The organism is Synechococcus sp. MVIR-18-1 (assembly GCF_014279835.1).
Taxonomy (GTDB): domain Bacteria; phylum Cyanobacteriota; class Cyanobacteriia; order PCC-6307; family Cyanobiaceae; genus Synechococcus_C.
The window spans coordinates 199034-215911 of the sequence record NZ_CP047942.1; the positions used below are offsets into that span (position 1 = coordinate 199034).

Annotated in this window: 13 protein-coding genes and 1 pseudogene; all 14 read left to right on the top strand. The window is 52.8% G+C overall.

The genetic code is table 11. The features are described 5' to 3' along the window. The first annotated feature begins 100 nt into the window (after nt 1-100). The 14 genes and pseudogenes from SynMVIR181_RS01000 to SynMVIR181_RS01055 all read left to right on the top strand — a co-directional run bounded on the left by SynMVIR181_RS01000 (nt 101) and on the right by SynMVIR181_RS01055 (nt 16857). Entirely contained in the window at nt 101-583 is a 483-nt protein-coding gene (locus SynMVIR181_RS01000) for a hypothetical protein (protein WP_186589681.1), read from the top strand. A gap of 33 nt (nt 584-616) precedes the next feature. Beyond that, the gene (locus SynMVIR181_RS01005) at nt 617-1729 is read left to right on the top strand and encodes a glycosyltransferase (RefSeq protein ID WP_186589682.1); all 1113 of its coding nucleotides are present in this window, start codon (nt 617-619) and stop codon (nt 1727-1729) included. Between the two features lie 715 nt (nt 1730-2444). Next, nucleotides 2445-2804, top strand: a complete 360-nt coding sequence (locus SynMVIR181_RS01010; RefSeq protein ID WP_186589683.1) for a hypothetical protein — start codon at nt 2445-2447, stop codon at nt 2802-2804. Nucleotides 2805-2861: 57 nt separating this feature from the next. Continuing rightward, complete coding sequence (locus SynMVIR181_RS01015; protein WP_186589684.1) at nt 2862-4961, top strand: bi-domain-containing oxidoreductase; 2100 nt, start codon at nt 2862-2864, stop codon at nt 4959-4961. Then, nucleotides 4958-5230 (top strand): annotated as a pseudogene (locus SynMVIR181_RS13410) (2-dehydropantoate 2-reductase N-terminal domain-containing protein); the annotation flags it as partial. The gene SynMVIR181_RS01015 and the pseudogene SynMVIR181_RS13410, both read left to right, overlap by 4 nt. After that, the gene (locus tag SynMVIR181_RS01020) at nt 5226-5930 is read left to right on the top strand and encodes a nucleotide sugar dehydrogenase (protein WP_304623033.1); all 705 of its coding nucleotides are present in this window, start codon (nt 5226-5228) and stop codon (nt 5928-5930) included. The pseudogene SynMVIR181_RS13410 and the gene SynMVIR181_RS01020, both read left to right, overlap by 5 nt. A gap of 92 nt (nt 5931-6022) precedes the next feature. Next, on the top strand, nt 6023-7654 hold the full coding sequence (asnB, locus tag SynMVIR181_RS01025) for an asparagine synthase (glutamine-hydrolyzing) (RefSeq protein WP_186589685.1): 1632 nt from the start codon (nt 6023-6025) through the stop codon (nt 7652-7654). Nucleotides 7655-7696: 42 nt separating this feature from the next. Next, nucleotides 7697-8800, top strand: coding sequence for a glycosyltransferase family 4 protein (locus SynMVIR181_RS01030; protein WP_186589686.1), 1104 nt, complete (start codon nt 7697-7699; stop codon nt 8798-8800). Between the two features lie 378 nt (nt 8801-9178). After that, nucleotides 9179-9364, top strand: coding sequence for a hypothetical protein (locus SynMVIR181_RS13145; protein WP_222929420.1), 186 nt, complete (start codon nt 9179-9181; stop codon nt 9362-9364). 198 nt (nt 9365-9562) lie between these two features. Further along, nucleotides 9563-11149 (top strand): bi-domain-containing oxidoreductase, encoded by a 1587-nt coding sequence (locus SynMVIR181_RS01035; RefSeq protein WP_222929421.1) that lies wholly within the window; start codon nt 9563-9565, stop codon nt 11147-11149. Then, a complete protein-coding gene (gene wecC, locus SynMVIR181_RS01040) occupies nt 11146-12360 on the top strand; it encodes a UDP-N-acetyl-D-mannosamine dehydrogenase (RefSeq protein WP_186589687.1) in 1215 nt (404 codons plus the stop codon). Before SynMVIR181_RS01035 ends, wecC begins: the two co-directional genes overlap by 4 nt. Further along, nucleotides 12357-14318, top strand: coding sequence for an alginate lyase family protein (locus SynMVIR181_RS01045; RefSeq protein WP_186589688.1), 1962 nt, complete (start codon nt 12357-12359; stop codon nt 14316-14318). Before wecC ends, SynMVIR181_RS01045 begins: the two co-directional genes overlap by 4 nt. A 2-nt stretch (nt 14319-14320) precedes the next feature. After that, complete coding sequence (locus SynMVIR181_RS13415) at nt 14321-16213, top strand: sugar transferase (protein WP_222929422.1); 1893 nt, start codon at nt 14321-14323, stop codon at nt 16211-16213. After that, entirely contained in the window at nt 16213-16857 is a 645-nt protein-coding gene (locus SynMVIR181_RS01055; RefSeq protein WP_186589689.1) for an acetyltransferase, read from the top strand. The genes SynMVIR181_RS13415 and SynMVIR181_RS01055 overlap by 1 nt, the downstream gene beginning before the upstream one ends. Nucleotides 16858-16878: the final 21 nt, after the last annotated feature.

Here is a 16878-nt window from a genome sequence, read left to right on the forward strand (position 1 = left end):
AAACTTGCTTTGATGAAATTAAAACCATGCTAAGATTATAGTTATTTGTAAATATTTATTCCCACATTGTTATGAAAATTCTTCTCTTTATTGACTCTTCATGCAATTGGTTTCGCCTGAACTGCGCACTCATCTTATTTCTTGGTCCTTACTTCCTTTCCATAACATTATAAATCAAACCGAAGATAGTACGATAAGCGCTATTGCTGAAATGTGGAGACTGCCGAATCAATTTAACGATTTCTTTTTCGGCAACGGCATCTTTGTGCCGGCAAATGAATTTGATCATTATGGTGATCCAGGCTATTTGTGTTACTTCATTTATTTTGGAATAGTTGGATGTCTTTTGCATCACGGACTATTTCTTTGGATGGGATATACTACGATTAAAAAAATTCAGCCTATTAAGTTGAAACTAGCAATATTAATAATATATATTCTCATGTTTGTCACTGAATCCAAGGAACCATTTTTCAACAAAGCAAATGTCATTTTATTTATCATGTTTTTCCTTTCTGTCTGGACATCATCAAATCAGAAGCATCATAGATTTTCGCCCGAACTTTCTGAGTATTTCTGGTAATTCACTTTATCTAGGATTTTTCCTGAGTCATATATGAAGTATCTTCTTGTCATAGATTCGCTAGGTTCTGGTGGCGCTCAGCGTCAATTAGTTAATCTCGCTTGTGGCCTCAAGTACAAAGGGCATAGTGTTTACGTTTTTACTTATTACCCAAAATTTGACTTTTACCGCAATCTTCTAGTTGAAGCTGGAGTCGTAATTCTATCGCTCGAGCATGTATCTGGCTTCTCACTACGCATACCCTTGCGTATTGCATATATTATTAGATACTATAGGATAGACGTGCTTATCAGTTACCTAGATTCTCCTAATATTTACTCTATAATTGCAAATATTTTTTGTCTATGCAGGGCTAAGTTATTTGTTTCTGAGCGTTCAAGTTATACTGCAAATCCAGGCTTTCGTTGGAGAAGTTTTATTTTATATCTTCTCTATATTATGTCTGATGGAATTGTGGCTAATTCCTATCATCAGTCTCATTATCTGCGTTCTTTCCCATTGCTCTGTCGTAAAACGACAACTATCTATAATGGCTATTCTTTTACAAGTGCTATTCCCTCCTCAACTCCTCAGGGGGCGATTACATTTGCAGTAGTGGGAAGAATCGGTGCGCGTGCCAAGAATTCACTCCGGCTTGTTAAGGCTCTGTCTAGGTTTGAAGCAAGAAATGGATTTGTTCCCACTATCCTTTGGGCTGGAAGACGAGAGACCGATTGTTTCTCCTCTCATGAGCTTGTATCCATCGATAAGATTGTTAATGCAAGCGCGGCACTCAGTTCATCTATCAAGTGGCTAGGCGAGTCTGATGATATCGCTGCTATTCTCAATATTTCTCATGCATTGCTACATGTAAGTCTCTATGAAGGGCTTCCAAATGTCATATGCGAAGCTTTTATTGCAGGTCGTCCAGTCATTGCCTCTTCTATTTCTGATCATCCTCGTTTGGTTGATCATGGAGTCCGTGGACTTCTCTGCGACCCTCTTTCTGATGAATCGATTTGTCAAGTAATTGAAGATTTCTTTGCTATTAATCCAGAAGAGCGTGTTGTGATGGGTTTGAATGCTCGCAAATATGCCGAAAAGTATTTAACACTTGATCGAATGGTAAATGATTACGAATCTTTATCCATTAATGCCTTTTTATAGCCATCGGGTGTTCTTGCGCTTGAGTATGTTTTCATTGGTTTGCATCACGATTTTAATGCATACTTCTCCTGTTTATTTGCTGATTGTTTGACTTTACTTCTATGCCTCTCGCTCTTCCCGCTAAGCGGTTGCTCTTAATCGGAAAGCTACCTCCTCCTATCGGCGGTGTCACAATTCATGTTGAGATGCTCAAGTCTCTACTTGATGGAAGACTAGAAGTAACCCACTTAGAGCTAAAACCTAAAGTTTTGCCTCGTTTGCTGTTTGCAATTTTTTTCGTAAATATCAAACACTGCATCTTTACACTTCAAATACGCTCCTTCGATTTGTATTTTCCTTCCTCGCTAAGTTTACTAATTCTAATTCAGTAATTACTTATCATGGTAATCTTGGGCGGTATCATTCCCTTTCTAATTGGTTAGACTTCCTTTCAATCTTTTTAGTTGATATACCTCTTGTTCTGAATTCTCACAGTCTAATCCTAGCCAAGCGTTTAAACAAAAGATCTCGTATTGTCTCTGCTTTTATTCCACCTTTTAAGGCTGAGTTTCTTCCTTGCAGTGTAGGTCAAAGTGTCGTACAGGCTCGTACCAGCTTCAAGTTTATTGTATGCACTAATGCTTATAATGTTTCCTTTGACCGATCAGGCCAAGAGATATATGGGATAAATGCCCTAATAGAGCTTTTCCAACTTTTTCCAGAGTTTTGCCTCTTGGTGAGCGATCCAAGTGGTCGCTATGCTCAGTTTTCTGCCTCTAAGTTTCCATTCATCCCCCGTAATGTAGTCTTCCTGTCGAAGCCTCATCCTTTTATTGAGATTCTTCGATCTTCAGATTTATTTATTCGAAATACTTCTACCGACGGTGATAGCATCTCGATATGGGAGGCTCTATCATTAATTGTTAATGTATTTGCCACTGATGTAGTGAGCCGGCCTCCTGGTGTTACCCTTTACTCATCTATTGAAGAATTAACAGACCTTCTTGGTGATTTCAACCCTAAGTGCAATGCTTACGCTAATTCAAATGTTCCATCTCTTGATGAATTAGCTGATTTTTATTTAGAGATTTACTAAATTTTACCAGCTTGCTATTTTATTCTACCAAGCTTTTTAATTTGTTTTGTCGCTTGCATGAAACAACTTTTCCAATCCCTTTCCACCGGTTCTAGCGACCTTCCGGAGCTTCCAGCTCCTGTCGTTGGCCGTGGTCAGCTGTTGATCCGCACATCTTGCTCTCTGGTGTCGGCCGGGACTGAGCGGATGCTTGTTGATTTCGGCAAGGCCAGCTGGATTGATAAAGCCCGTCAGCAGCCAGATAAGGTTCAGCAGGTGTTGGATAAGGCCCGCACCGATGGTGCTTTCACCACCCTTGATGCGGTACGCAGCAAGCTCGATCAGCCGCTGCCCCTCGGTTACTGCAATGTAGGCATTGTTGTGGCGGTCGGCTCCGGTGTCGTCGGTTTTCAGGTGGGTGATCGGGTCGCTTCCACTGGCCCCCATGCAGAACTGGTGGCCGTGCCCCAGCACCTCAGTGCCCTTATCCCATCAACGTTGAACGATGAGGCCGCCGCTTTCACTGTGCTGGCTTCTATTGGTTTGCAGGGCATTCGCCTGGCCAATCCCACCCTCGGCGAAACCTTTGTTGTTAGTGGTCTGGGCCTGATTGGCCTGCTTACCGGTCAGCTTCTCGCCGCTCAGGGTTGTAATGTGCTCGGTCTTGATCCCGATCCCTCCAAATGCGCCCTCGCGCAATCCCTTGGTATTACGTCCCTCCATCTCGCCAACGGAGTGGATCCGGTGGCCTGGTGTCTGGGCCATACGGCAGGCATCGGCGTGGATGGCGTGTTGATCACTGCTGCCACCTCCTCCAGTGAGCCGGTCCATGTAGCAGCCCAGGCCTGCAGGCAGCGCGGTCGCATCGTGCTGGTGGGGGTGACTGGCCTCGAACTCCGCCGCGATCTCTTTTACAAAAAAGAGCTCACTTTCCAGGTGAGCTGTTCCTATGGCCCAGGACGTTACGACCCGGCCTATGAGCAGCAGGGCCACGACTACCCCATAGGCTTTGTGCGCTGGACCGAGCAGCGCAACTTCCAAGCTGTGCTTCACGCTCTGGCCAGCGGTTCCCTTCGTACTGAGCCGCTGATCTCCCATCGCTTCTCGTTCGAGCAGGCCTCTGAGGCCTACGAGCTGCTCAGCAGCTCTGAGCCTTCACTCGGAATTTTGCTGCGCTACACCGAAACTGCTGATCCCGCTATGCGTGTGATTCAGCTGCCGGCAGCCACCGAATCGGTGGCCCCCAGTCAGCCTCTTCTGAGCGTGATTGGTGCGGGTAACTACGCCAGCCGCATGTTGATCCCGGCTTTCGCCAAGGCTGACGCACGCTTCCACACCCTGGCGGCATCCTCAGGCATCGGCCCGGTGCATGTGGGTCGCAAATTCGGCTTCCGTCACGCCAGTACTGACATCTCCGCTTTGCTGGCGGATTCCAGTGCCAACAGCGTTGTAATCGCCACCCGCCACGACAGTCATGCCTCCCTGGTGCAGCAGGCTCTGGATGCTGGCAAGCACGTGTTCGTGGAGAAGCCTCTTTGTCTCAACGCTAATGAGCTCTCTGCTATCGAGGCTGCCCATACGGGCCAGACCCTGCTAATGGTTGGCTTCAATCGTCGCTTTGCGCCGCTTCTCCTGGATCTTCAGCACCAGCTATCCCGCCAGCAAGGGCCGAAGGCCTTCGTTTACACCTGCAACGCCGGTGCCATTCCCGCTGACCACTGGACCCAGGATCCAGAAGCTGGCGGCGGACGGTTACTCGGAGAGGCATGCCACTTTATTGACCTCCTGCGACACCTGGCCGCCAGTCCCATTGAAGACCTGCAGCTGCTCAACGCTGTCGATCGCAAACCCTGCCCCGACACTTTCTCGCTCCAGTTGCGCTTCGCCGATGGATCGATTGGTACCGTGCATTACTTCGCCAACGGCAGCAAGGCCTTCCCAAAAGAGCGTCTGGAGGTTTTTGCCGATGGCAAGGTTCTCCGTCTCGATAATTATCGAAAGCTCAAGGCCTGGGGCATTACTGGCTTCCGCACCCGCCGGCTTCTGTCGCAAGACAAAGGCCAGGAGGCTTGCTGTGCAGCTTTCCTTAAAGCGATTGAATCGGGAGGGTCACCTCCGATACCTGTCGCCGAGATCTTTGAAGTGCAGCGATGGCTCCTGCAGGCGGTGAGCCAATGACGACTTGCTGCATTCTTGGCCTCGGCTACATCGGCCTGCCTACTGCTGCCGTGCTCGCCCGCGCCGGCCATCGAGTGATCGGCGTGGATGTCAACGCCCAAGTGGTCGCCACCGTGAACCAGGGGCAGATCCATATCGTGGAGCCCGATCTTGATCAAGCGGTGGCGGATGCGGTGGCCTCCGGTGCCCTTAGTGCCCAGCTCACACCGTTGCCAGCCGATGTGTTCCTGATCGCTGTGCCACCGCCGTTCCGTAGCGGGTCCGATGGCATCCCACAACCCAACATCGACTACGTACTGGCTGCAGCCCGCGCGATCGCGCGGGCTGCAGCCCGGCAATCTCGTACTGCTCGAATACACCTCACCGATAGGCACCACCGAGCAGGTGGCCCAGGTGATCGCAGAGCTTTCTGGTCTAAACGCCGACCAGCTGCATATCGCCTACTGCCCCGAGCGGGTGCTGCCCGGCCGCATCCTGCAGGAACTGGTTAGCAACGATCGCGTAATAGGTGGACTCACTCCTGAGGCGGCAGAAGCAGGAACGGCCTTCTATGCCACCTTCTGCAATGGCGAATTGCTCACCACCACCTCCCGCACCGCCGAGCTCGTGAAGCTCACCGAAAACAGCTTCCGCGATGTGAACATCGCCTTCTCCAATGAGCTCTCACTGGTGTGCGATCACCTCAGCATCAACGTGCGCGAGCTTATCCGCCTCGCCAATCATCATCCGCGTGTGAATGTGCTGCAACCAGGCTGCGGTGTGGGCGGCCATTGCATCGCCGTGGATCCTTGGTTCATTGCCGCAGAAGCTCCCGATTGCACCCCCCTGATCCAAACGGCCCGCCGCGTGAACGACGGCAAAAGCCGCTGGGTGATCGAGCAGGTTCAGGCTCGTGCTGCGGCCCTGGAAGACCAACTCGGACGCCCGGCCCGTATCGGCTGCTTAGGTCTGGCCTTTAAGCCGAACTAAGCATCATTGATCCAACTTCTTCTGGGGCTCAACCAATGCGCCTTGGAAGTTATGGGCCTCTAATCTCTTACAATGGTTAAGTTTATAATTTCATGGATTTACGCCATGAATTAATTAGTCTTGGATATAATCATTGGAGAGGTCAGTCTGATACTGAAGTCATTCTAAATGCCTATGCTCAGTGGGGTCTTGAGGGGTTAAAAAAACTTGAAGGTATCTTTTCTCTTGCACTTTGGGATTCTGCTCAACAGCGATTAATCCTTATGCGCGACCGTCTCGGGATAAAGCCTCTTTTCTATGGAAAATGTAAATATGGCCTTGCTTTTGGTTCCGAAATAAAAGCAGTACTTGCTTCTGGTGGTGTTGACACTAGCCTTGATGAGCAAGCCTTCTCAGAGTACCTGTGGTACGGAAACTCTTATGGTGAGCGTACTTTTTATAAGGGTGTCCATGCTTTAAAGCCTGGTCATTGGTTAATATTTGAAAATGGCTCTCAATTCATAGATAAATGGTGGTCCGTAGAGGATTGGCTTGAAGATCATCCGTTTTCATGCGATGCATCTGAAGCTGCTTTACTTACACGAGATGCCGTTGATGCTGCCGTTAATCGTCAGTTAGTTGCTGATGTTCCTATTGGGCTGTTCTTGAGCGGCGGTGTTGATTCATCAACTATTGCTGCTTCCGCTATTCACAGCGGGAGTGTTCCTCTCCAAAGTTTTGCAGCTGGCTTTGATTATGAATATGGTGTCAATGAGTTACCGAAGGCAGCACAGGTTGCGTCTTATCTCGGTCTTAACCATCAAGAACTAGTTATTAGTGGTACCGACTTGCGGTCTGTTCTATATAGGCTTGCTGACGCGCATGATGAGCCCTTTGCTGATGCGGCCAATATTCCTCTTTTTCTGATGTGTGATCAGCTGCAATCCAAGGTGAAGGTAGTTTTGCAAGGTGACGGAGGCGATGAACTTTTTGCAGGCTATAGACGTTATAGTCTTCTCCGCAATTCAAAGTTTTGGCGTCTTTTCCCAAAAATTCTTGCAAAATCTTTTCGTTCATTTTCTTCTTCTGGTAGGCGCCTCGCACGGATAGCGGAAACTGTAGGTCACCATGACCCTTCATATAGGATGGCTTTTTTATTGACTGTTGAAACGCAGTACTCTCCACCCGATCGTTTATTTTGTTCCGATTTTCAACAACATCTTTGTGAAAATACCAATCCTTTCCAAGAATACCAGAACGCGGCCAAACGCTTTGCACATTTTGATCCTGTTAGTCAGATGATGTTAACTGATCTTGTGCTTCAACTCCCATCTCAGTTTCTTACTAAGGTTGATCGAGCGTTTATGGCAGCTTCCGTTGAGGCTCGCGTCCCACTTTTGGATGAGGGTGTGTTGCGTCTAGCGTTAAATCTTCCATCTCACTTAAAAGTATCTAGATTTGGGAAAAAGTTACCGCTCAGAGGCTCTCAGAGAAATCGTTTGCCATCCCAAATCTTAGATGGTCCTAAAACTGGGTTCGGAGTTCCATATTCTCAATGGCTTCGGACTTCTCTTTTCGATTTCTGTTGTGAACATATTTTAGATCCATCTTTCACATCACGTTTTTCTTTGGATGAATCTCTCGTTGAGGATCTTTTGCAAGACCATAAACGTGCTCCTGGTGGAAATGGCTTTTTGTTATGGAAACTATTGCAGCTCTCTTTATGGTCATCCTTAAAAAGATAGCTTATCGTTTTATAGTCGACTCCTCTTTACTATTTACCAGGCGTGAAATTGAAATATTTACTTGTCGGAGCCTTCCCTCCGCTTTCGTCTGACGTTATTGGTGGTCAAGTTACTGCTTGCATGAACTTATTTCCACCTACGCTTTATCCTTCTAGCAACACTGTTAGGTTTGATTCTACCCAGATTTCTAATCCTCCGCCTCATTTTCTCGTACGTCTTGCCCTTTCCTTCTTGAAGGTATTTAGATTTACTTTTTTGATTTATAAATGCAGGCCTCAATATGTGTGCATTCTTTTTACCTCAGGTTCCTCTCTCCTGGAAAAAACATTATTTGTACTTGTTGCCCGACTTTTCTCCTCAAATTCGAGAATAATTTTATTCCCTCGTTCGGATGTTGTCCTTTCTCAGCTTTCTTGTAACTTCTTCCTGCGCTATTCTTTTGCACTCCTTTTGCGCATTGCAAATGGATGGGTCTTGCAATCTCCTAGTTTTATCAATAAATTTCCTGTATTAGACGCGCCTAGTACATTCATTTCTCCTAATTCAATAGATTCCGGTCTTTACCCTTACTCTCTCTCCTCTCTTGTTTTGGCAAAGCAAAAATCTCTCGGTTTTTCTATTTTATTCGTAGGTTGGCTTGAGCCCGTAAAGCAAGTCGATTTAATTTTTTATGGTATTAGGCATTTTATGAATAAGCATGCTAATTGTGATATCGAATTTAACATTATTGGTGATGGCTCATGTCGCCATGATCTCGAACATTTAGCCACCAAGCTCTGTATAAATACAATCTTTCATGGATGGGTTTCTGATAAAAATCTGCTATCGAGGATTTATTCAGAATCATCTTGCTTCTGCCTCGCTTCAAGGCAGGAAGGTTTCCCTAATGTTGTCCTTGAAGCTTTAATTCATAACCTGCCTGTTTTATCAACACAAGTAGGAGCATTGCCTTACTTCTTTGATGACAATAGGCATATAATTTTCTTTCATTCAAGTCCTGACAGTCTTTCTAGGTCTATTGAAAAGATCTACTTTGACAGTGATTTCTATAAATTATTGCAGGTCAATTCGCGACGGCTTATTTCGGATTTTAGTCCAACAGTCACCTCCTCTAAGGTTAAGGGTTTTATTGACTCTATTAGTTGAATAATTTTTGCTTTTTATTATTAGTTTGGTTTTATTGGCATTTTTAATTTTCGCCTCTTGTTATCCAAGTCTTGGCGTATTTTCTGTATCGCTTTTGTAGTCGCTGATCACTTGTGTTTGTCTTTTATGCGCTTTTGATTTACATTGACTAAAAAATACGTCTTGGCAATCGATTAGCCTTTGATGTCCACTTATTAAGATTTTGCGGTCGGAACCCAGGAGCATGACACAGCTCCCTTTCTCTTTTTTATGAAACAACTTTTGCACTCACTCGCGACAGGGGCCATCGAGCTAACTGATCTACCTGCTCCTGTTGTTCCGCATGGACATCTACTGGTCCGAACAGCCTCCTCTTTGCTTTCAGTTGGCACCGAGCGAATGCTGGTTGATTTCGGCAAAGCTAATTGGCTTGACAAGGCACGCCAGCAGCCTGACAAAGTTCAGGAGGTGATAGAAAAGGCTCGCGCCGATGGCCTATTTGCAACTCTTGATGCTGTAAAAAGCAAACTAGATCAGCCTATTGCTCTTGGTTACTGCAATGTCGGCACTGTATTGGCAGTTTGAGAAGGTGTTTCTGGCTTCCATGTAGGTGATCGTGTTGCATCTAATGCTTCTCATGCTGAGCTTGTAGTAGTCCCTAAGCATCTCTCCGCCCGGATCCCTGCTCATGTCAGCGATGAGGCTGCTTCTTTCACGGTTCTTGCATCTATTGGACTTCAGGGCACCCGTCTGGCTCAGCCCACTCTTGGCGAAACTTTTCTGGTGAGTGGTCTTGGGTTGATCGGGCTTCTTACAGCTCAGTTGTTACAGGCTCAAGGTTGTCGAGTACTGGGCTTGGATCCAGATTCGTCTAAGTGTGACCTTGCAGAAGGCCTTGGTGTAAAGGCCCTCAACTTACGCTCTGGTACCGACCCGGTTGCTTGGTGCCTGGAGCACACTGACGGTATTGGTGTGGATGGCGTGTTGATTACCGCTGCCACTTCCTCCAGTGAGCCGATGCATCTTGCTGCCCAGTCCTGCCGCCAGCGAGGCCGAATCGTTTTGGTTGGCGTAACGGGCCTCGAACTTCGCCGCGATCTTTTTTACAAAAAGGAGCTCTCCTTCCAGGTGAGCTGCTCCTACGGACCCGGTCGTTATGACCCGGCCTATGAGCAGCAGGGCCATGACTACCCAATCGGATTTGTGCGCTGGACCGAGCAGCGCAACTTCCAGGCTGTGCTTCACGCCCTTGCCACCGGCGCTTTGCGAACTGAGCAGTTGATCTCCCATCGCTTCCCGATCGAGCAGGCCTCTGATGCCTATCAGCTGCTCAGTAGCCCTGAGCCTTCCCGCGGGATACTGCTGCACTACACAGAAACAGCAAATCCTAAGCAGCGTGTTGTTGATTTGCCAGCTGCTTCAGAATCGTTGGCCCCAAGCCAGCCGCTACTGAGCGTGATCGGTGCCGGTAATTACTCCAGCCGCATGCTGATACCCGCTTTCGCAAAAGTTGGCGCACATTTCCACACCCTGGCCGCCTCTTCGGGCATTGGACCAGTGCAAGTGGGGCGAAAGTTCGGCTTCCGTCACGCCAGTACTGATATCCCCGCCTTGCTGGCGGATTCCAGAACTAACAGCGTGGTAATTGTCACCCGCCACGACAGTCACGCCGCCCTGGTGCAGCAGGCTCTGGACGCTGGCAAGCACGTTTTCGTGGAGAAGCCGCTCTGCCTTACTATTGAAGAACTCGCTGCTATCGAAGCCGCCCACACGGGCCATTCGCTGCTGATGGTGGGTTTCAATCGTCGCTTTTCGCCGTTGCTTCTGGATCTGCAGCAGCAGCTCTCTCGGCTGCAAGGACCTAAGGCTTTCGTGTACACCTGTAATTCCGGTGCAATCCCCGCCGACCACTGGATCCAGAATCCAGCCGCCGGTGGCGGCCGACTGCTCGGTGAGGCCTGCCACTTTGTAGATCTGCTTCGCCACCTGGCCGGCAGCCCCATACAAGAACTGCAGTTGATCAACGCCGCCGACTGCAAACTCTGCCCTGATACTTTTTCGCTGCAGCTGCGCTTCGGCGATGGTTCGATCGGCACCGTGCACTATTTCGCTAACGGCAGCAAGGCATTCCCTAAAGAGCGCCTCGACGTATTCTGCGACGGTAAAGTGCTGCAGTTAGATAATTTCCGCAAACTAAAGGCTTGGGGAATTCCTGGCTTTCGTACTCGCCGTCTCGTGTCGCAAGACAAAGGCCAAGAAGCCTGTTGTGCTGCTTTTCTTAAAGCGATTGAAATCGGCGGGTCACCCCCGATTCCAACTGGCGAGCTCTTTGAGGTGCAGCGTTGGCTGCTGCAGGCGGTAAACCAATGACAACGTGCTGCATCCTTGGCCTCGGCTATATAGGCTTGCCTACTGCTGCTGTGCTCGCACGTTCTGGCCATCGGGTGGTCGGGGTGGATGTGAACTCCGAGGTTGTGGCCACTGTGAATCAGGGCCAGATCCACATTGTGGAGCCCGATCTCGATCGTGCTGTAGCTGATGCCGTTGCCTCCGCTGCCCTCAGCGCTCAGTCCACACCGGTGCCAGCCGATGTCTTCCTGATCGCCGTGCCAACCCCGTTCAGCAGCCGGGCTGATGGTATCCCCCAGCCCAACATCGACTACGTGCTTGCTGCAGCTCGTGCAATCGCGCCTGTTCTTCGTCCGGGCAATCTCGTACTTCTGGAATCCACCTCACCGGTGGGCACCACTGAGAAGGTGGTGGAAGAGATGAGTAAAATTGCTAATTTAGACTTCGATCATATCCACGTTGCCTACTGCCCTGAGCGGGTGCTGCCAGGCCGGATCTTGCAGGAACTGATCAGCAACGACCGTGTGATCGGAGGCTTCACTTCAGCAGCAGCAGAAGCAGGCAAGGCTTTTTATGCCACCTTCTGCCAAGGCGAATTACTCACCACTAGCGCCCGCACCGCCGAGCTGGTAAAGCTCACTGAGAACAGCTTCCGCGATGTGAACATCGCCTTCGCCAATGAGCTCTCGCTGGTGTGCAATCACCTCGAGATCAATGTGCGTGAGCTGATCCGCCTAGCCAACCACCATCCTCGAGTGAATGTGCTGCAGCCCGGCTGCGGTGTTGGAGGCCACTGCATCGCCGTGGATCCCTGGTTTATTGCCGCCGCAGCCCCCCATTGCACACCTCTGATTCAAACTTCACGCCACGTGAATGACGGCAAGGGCCGATGGGTGATCGAGCAGGTTCAGGCCCGCGCTGCAGCCCTGGAGGATAAACTTGGTCGTACTGCTCGTGTCGGCTGTCTGGGCTTGTCTTTTAAGCCGGATGTGGACGATTTGCGTGAATCTCCCGCTCTGCACATCACCACTGAGCTGCTCGTTGCTGGCCTCGACGTCCTCGCCTGCGAGCCCAACCTCCACGACCACCCCACCATCAAGCTCCACAGCCTCCAACAGGTGCTCGCCAAGGCTGATCTGCTGGTGTTCCTCGTGGCCCACACCCCTTTCCGCAATCTTGATCTCGGCGGCCGCACTGTGTTTGACCTCTGCGGTGTGACCGAGCAAGCGTGAGGGTTCTTTCTCAGCTTCGCACCAGTAAGCAGCTGGGTTGGCGCAATTGTGCGGCTGTTTTCGCCCACCGAGTGGCGCTGCGTGCTGGCCTCTACGAGCACCAGTTGCCGCTAATGCCTTGTCCCATCCCTGAGCTGCTCAACGGCCAGCCCCAACCGGCTCCGTTATCCTCCGATTTCTGGCCGGTGACATCCCGCAAACAATGTCTCGCTGTGGCCGATGCCCTGCTGTCGGGCACGGCCACCTGGTTCAGCCATGAGAGCTATGCCGTTGGCTCCCCTCCCGATTGGTTCCTTGACCCCGCCTCTAGCCAGCGCTTTCAGGATGGCGCGCAGCACTGGAGCCGTTGCCGTCCATTCTTCGGCGCCGATATCAAGCGCTGTTGGGAGCTCTCCCGCTGGGGCTGGGCTCCACTCCTGATCCGTGCCTGGCGCTTAAGTGGCGACCAGCGCTACCGCGATGGCTTCAACAGCTGGTGCCAGAGCTGGTGCCAGGTCAACCCCGTGAATGGCGGAAGCAACTGGCTCTGCGGCCAGGAAGCGTCCATTCGCCTGCTCCATGCCCTACAGGCCTGGCAGCTCGCGGATGCCCCAGCCCAGCTGCCTGATTCCAGCTCCCAGCGTGCTGCATTTGCGGCGGCGCATCTACAGCGCATCGCTGCCACCGAGCGCTATGCCCAGGCGCAGGACAACAACCATTGGACTTCAGAATCTGCCGCCTTGTTCATCGGCGGCAGCTGGCTGGCCGCTTCCGCTGGCCCCCATGCTGCCGCCGGCCGTCGCTGGGCCGCTGAAGGACGCCGAGCTCTAGAACGCAGCGTGGCGCGACTGCTAATGGCCGATGGCTCTTTTGCGCAGCACTCGCTCACTTATCACCGCCTGCTGCTCGATACCCTTGCCCAGGTGGAGCTCTGGCGCCGCTGGCTGAATCTGCCGCCCTTCTCGAAGCGCTTTCAGGAGTGCTGCCTTGCGGCGTCTCATTGGTTTGCTGCGCTGGTCGATCCCTGCAGTGGTGATGGTCCCAATCTGGGCAGCAACGACGGGGCCTGTGTCTATCAGCTGCACAGTCAGCCCTACCGCGATTTCCGGCCCACTTTGCAACTTTCCTCGCTGTTGTTTTCAGGTCAGCCAGCCCTGGCGCCGGGCCCTTGGGATGAGCCGCTCCATTGGCTTGCACTGATCAGTTCGTCAGCAGAAGGTTTTGGTGCTTTATCACCGCAAGCAACGGCGGCTTCTTTGCTAGTGCCTCAGCCGCCACAAGCAATTGAGCTCTTTGCCCATGGCGGCTATGGGCTGCTGAGGCCAACCAGCACCAGCTGGGCTTTGCTGCGGCTGCCCGTCTACCGTTTCCGGCCGGCCCATTCTGATCCGCTGCACCTCGATCTCTGGCATCAGGGCGTGAACCTGCTGCGCGATGGCGGCAGCTACGCCTACAACGCCGAAGCCGCTGATCTGGCCTACTTCCCCGGCATAGCTAGCCACAATTCTGTGCAGTTCGATGGCACCGAGCCCATGCCCCGCCTCGGTCGCTTCCTATGGGGCGACTGGCTGCAGCTGGAAGTACCTCCGCAGAAGGAGTCGGGCAAGGCCGCCCCGTCGATCACCGCGGCCTACCGCTGCCCCCATGGCCGCCATCAGCGCAGGGTGCAGGTCGATTCCAGTGGACTGCGCTGGACGATCACCGACCACTGCTCCGCGTTCCGCGATCGCCTAGTGCTGCGCTGGCGTCTCTGCCCCTCTAATTGGCAGCTATCGACTAAAGATGCGTCAGCTGAGCTCTGCAGCCTCCATGCCAAGATCAGGATGGAGTGCAACCAGCCGTTCCAGCGCTTGGAGCTGGTGGAAGGGTGGGAATCTTTGTTCTATGCCCACAAAATATCGCTACCGGTGTTGGAGCTTGAAGTAGCCGCAGTCCCATCACCTGTTTTGATCACAACCCACATCGCCCTGCCGGCATAGCCGTGAAGGTTCTCTACTACCACCAGTACTTCTCAACCCCCGCAGGTCCGGCCGGTACCCGCTCCTATGCCCTGGCCCATTCCCTTGTGGAAGCTGGCCATCAGGTGCAGATGGTCTGCTTGCAGGACGCCCGCACCCACACCGGCCTATCCGGGCCCTTCACCGCAGGGTGCCGGTCTGGTCTGGTGGATGGCATTGAGGTGATCGAGTTCGATCTGCCCTACTCCAACCACGCCGGCTTGCTGGATCGCGCGCTGGTCTTTTTGCGTTACAGCTGGCAGAGCCTGCGGCTCGCTCTGCGCTCCGATGCAGATCTGATCTTCGCCACCACCACTCCGCTCACAGCTGGCATTCCTGGAATCGCCGCCCGCTGGCTGCGCGGGATTCCCTTCGTGTTTGAGGTGCGTGACCTCTGGCCCGAGCTGCCCCGCGCCATGGGTGTGGTGCGCAATCCTCTGGTGCTGCGAGCTCTCTCCGTTCTGGAGTGGTGCAGTTATCACTCGGCAGATGCCTGCATCGGTCTGGCCCCCGGCATCTGTGAGGGCATTGCTGATCGTGGCGTTGCTCCCAGCCTGATCACTTCCATTCCCAATGCCTGCGATTTGGTTCTGTTTCACCCTCCGTCGCCTGCCCAGCACAAGCGGCCCGAGTTGATCCCAGGGGTAGCGGCACGTTCGTTTGTGGCGGCCTTCACCGGGGCCCATGGCCAGGCCAATGGCTTGGATGCTGTGCTCGATCTCGCTGCTGAATTGCGCCGTCGGGGTCGCAACGACATCAAGTTATTGTTAATTGGCGATGGCCGCTGCAAGCCAGCCCTGAAGCAGCGCGTGGCTGCCGAGAATCTGCAGAACTGCCATTTCCTGCCACTTGTCCCCAAGCCCCACCTGGCTCATTTGCTGCGCCAGTCAGTGCATGTGGGCTTGATGGTGCTTGCGGATGTGCCGGCCTTCTATCGCGGCACCTCCCCCAACAAGTTCTTCGACTACCTGGCTTGCGGTTTGCCTGTGGTGAACAACTACCCCGGCTGGCTGGCTGATCTGATTCGCAGCCATCAGCTGGGTGTGCCTGTCCCCCCCCGCGACCCCAAGGCCTTTGCCGATGCCCTGATTGCTCTTGCGGATGATCCGGTGCAGCGCCAGACCATGGGGGAGAACGCCCGCGCTCTGGCGGAATCCAAGTTTTCCCGTGTTCTACTGGCGGCCCAGTGGCGCAAGGTGCTGGAAAGTACGGCTAAGCGCTATGGCCGTCGCCGTATTGGCTTTGTGCGCCGTACCGCCTATCGGTTGCTCAAAGGTGCCGCTGATCGCCTGGCCGCTCTGCTCGCCCTGCTACTGCTTTCTCCGTTGTTGCTGGTGGTAGCTGTTTTGGTGCGCTGGCGTTTGGGAGCACCGGTGCTGTTCCGCCAGCAGCGCCCTGGCTATGTCGAGCGGCCCTTTGAGCTGCTCAAGTTCCGCACGATGACCAACGCCCGCGATGCCTCCGGCGCCCTGCTAACCGATGCCGAGCGGCTCACGCCCTTTGGCCGTTGGTTGCGTGCCACCTCCATTGATGAATTGCCAGAGCTGATCAACATCCTGCGCGGCGAGATGAGCTTTGTTGGGCCGCGTCCGCTGCTGATGCAATACCTGCCCCTTTACTCCCCCGTGCAGGCCCGCCGCCATGATGTGAAGCCTGGTTTCAGTGGCTGGGCTCAGATCAATGGCCGCAATGCCCTCCCGTGGGAGGAAAAGTTCCGCCTGGATGTCTGGTATGTGGATCACCAGAGCTTCTGGCTGGATCTGCGCATTTTCCTCATCACCCTTTGGAAAGTGATACGCCGTGATGGCATCAGCGCTGCTGGTGAAGCCACCATGGCGCCGTTCACAGGATCGGCGCCTGCTTCTGAGGCGCGCTGATGGCGTCTTTGCTGCTATTGGGTGCAGGTGGTCACGCCCGGGTCGTGGCTGAAACCGCTCTCTCCACCGGACGCTTCAGCAGCATCGCCTTCCTTGATGATCGCTGCAGCGGCCCCGCTCAGCTACCTGATCAACTCGGCTGGCCGGTGATCGGCCCCTTTTCGGCAGCCCACGATCGCCAGATCTGTCAGCAATTCCAAGCAGCGCTGGTGGCCATCGGCAATGCCACCGTGCGTCTGCAGTGGTTGCCACGTCTTGCCGCTGCTGGCTACGAGCTCCCCGTTGTGATTCATCCCACTGCCTGGCTGTCGCCTTCCGCTCAGCTTGGTGCCGGTTCGGTGGTGTTCGCCCAGGCCGCCATCCAGGCCCAGGCCATGATCGGTAGCGGCGCCATCCTCAATACGGGGTGCTCGGTGGATCACGACGCCCAGCTTGGCGATGGCGTGCACATCTGCCCCGGTGCCCGTCTCGCGGGCGAAGTGCAGGTGGGTGATCGCAGTTGGATCGGCATCGGCGCGTCAATGATTCAGCAGATCTGTATCGGCGCTGATGTCACCGTGGGTGCCGGTGCCTCCGTGGTGCGTGATCTGCCCGATGGCGTCACCGCCGTCGGCGTGCCGGCGAGGGTGTTGCCCACCGCCTAACTCATTAGCTTTCACCTCTTC

Coding starts and splice junctions, on each gene's coding strand:
- SynMVIR181_RS01000 (WP_186589681.1), top strand. CDS start 101: ATGCAATTGGTTTCGCCTGAACTGCGCACTCATCTTATTTCTTGGTCC.
- SynMVIR181_RS13145 (WP_222929420.1), top strand. CDS start 9,179: ATGCTGGTTGATTTCGGCAAAGCTAATTGGCTTGACAAGGCACGCCAG.
- SynMVIR181_RS01015 (WP_186589684.1), top strand. CDS start 2,862: ATGAAACAACTTTTCCAATCCCTTTCCACCGGTTCTAGCGACCTTCCG.
- SynMVIR181_RS01020 (WP_304623033.1), top strand. CDS start 5,226: ATGGCATCCCACAACCCAACATCGACTACGTACTGGCTGCAGCCCGCG.
- asnB (WP_186589685.1), top strand. CDS start 6,023: ATGGATTTACGCCATGAATTAATTAGTCTTGGATATAATCATTGGAGA.
- SynMVIR181_RS01005 (WP_186589682.1), top strand. CDS start 617: ATGAAGTATCTTCTTGTCATAGATTCGCTAGGTTCTGGTGGCGCTCAG.
- SynMVIR181_RS01055 (WP_186589689.1), top strand. CDS start 16,213: ATGGCGTCTTTGCTGCTATTGGGTGCAGGTGGTCACGCCCGGGTCGTG.
- wecC (WP_186589687.1), top strand. CDS start 11,146: ATGACAACGTGCTGCATCCTTGGCCTCGGCTATATAGGCTTGCCTACT.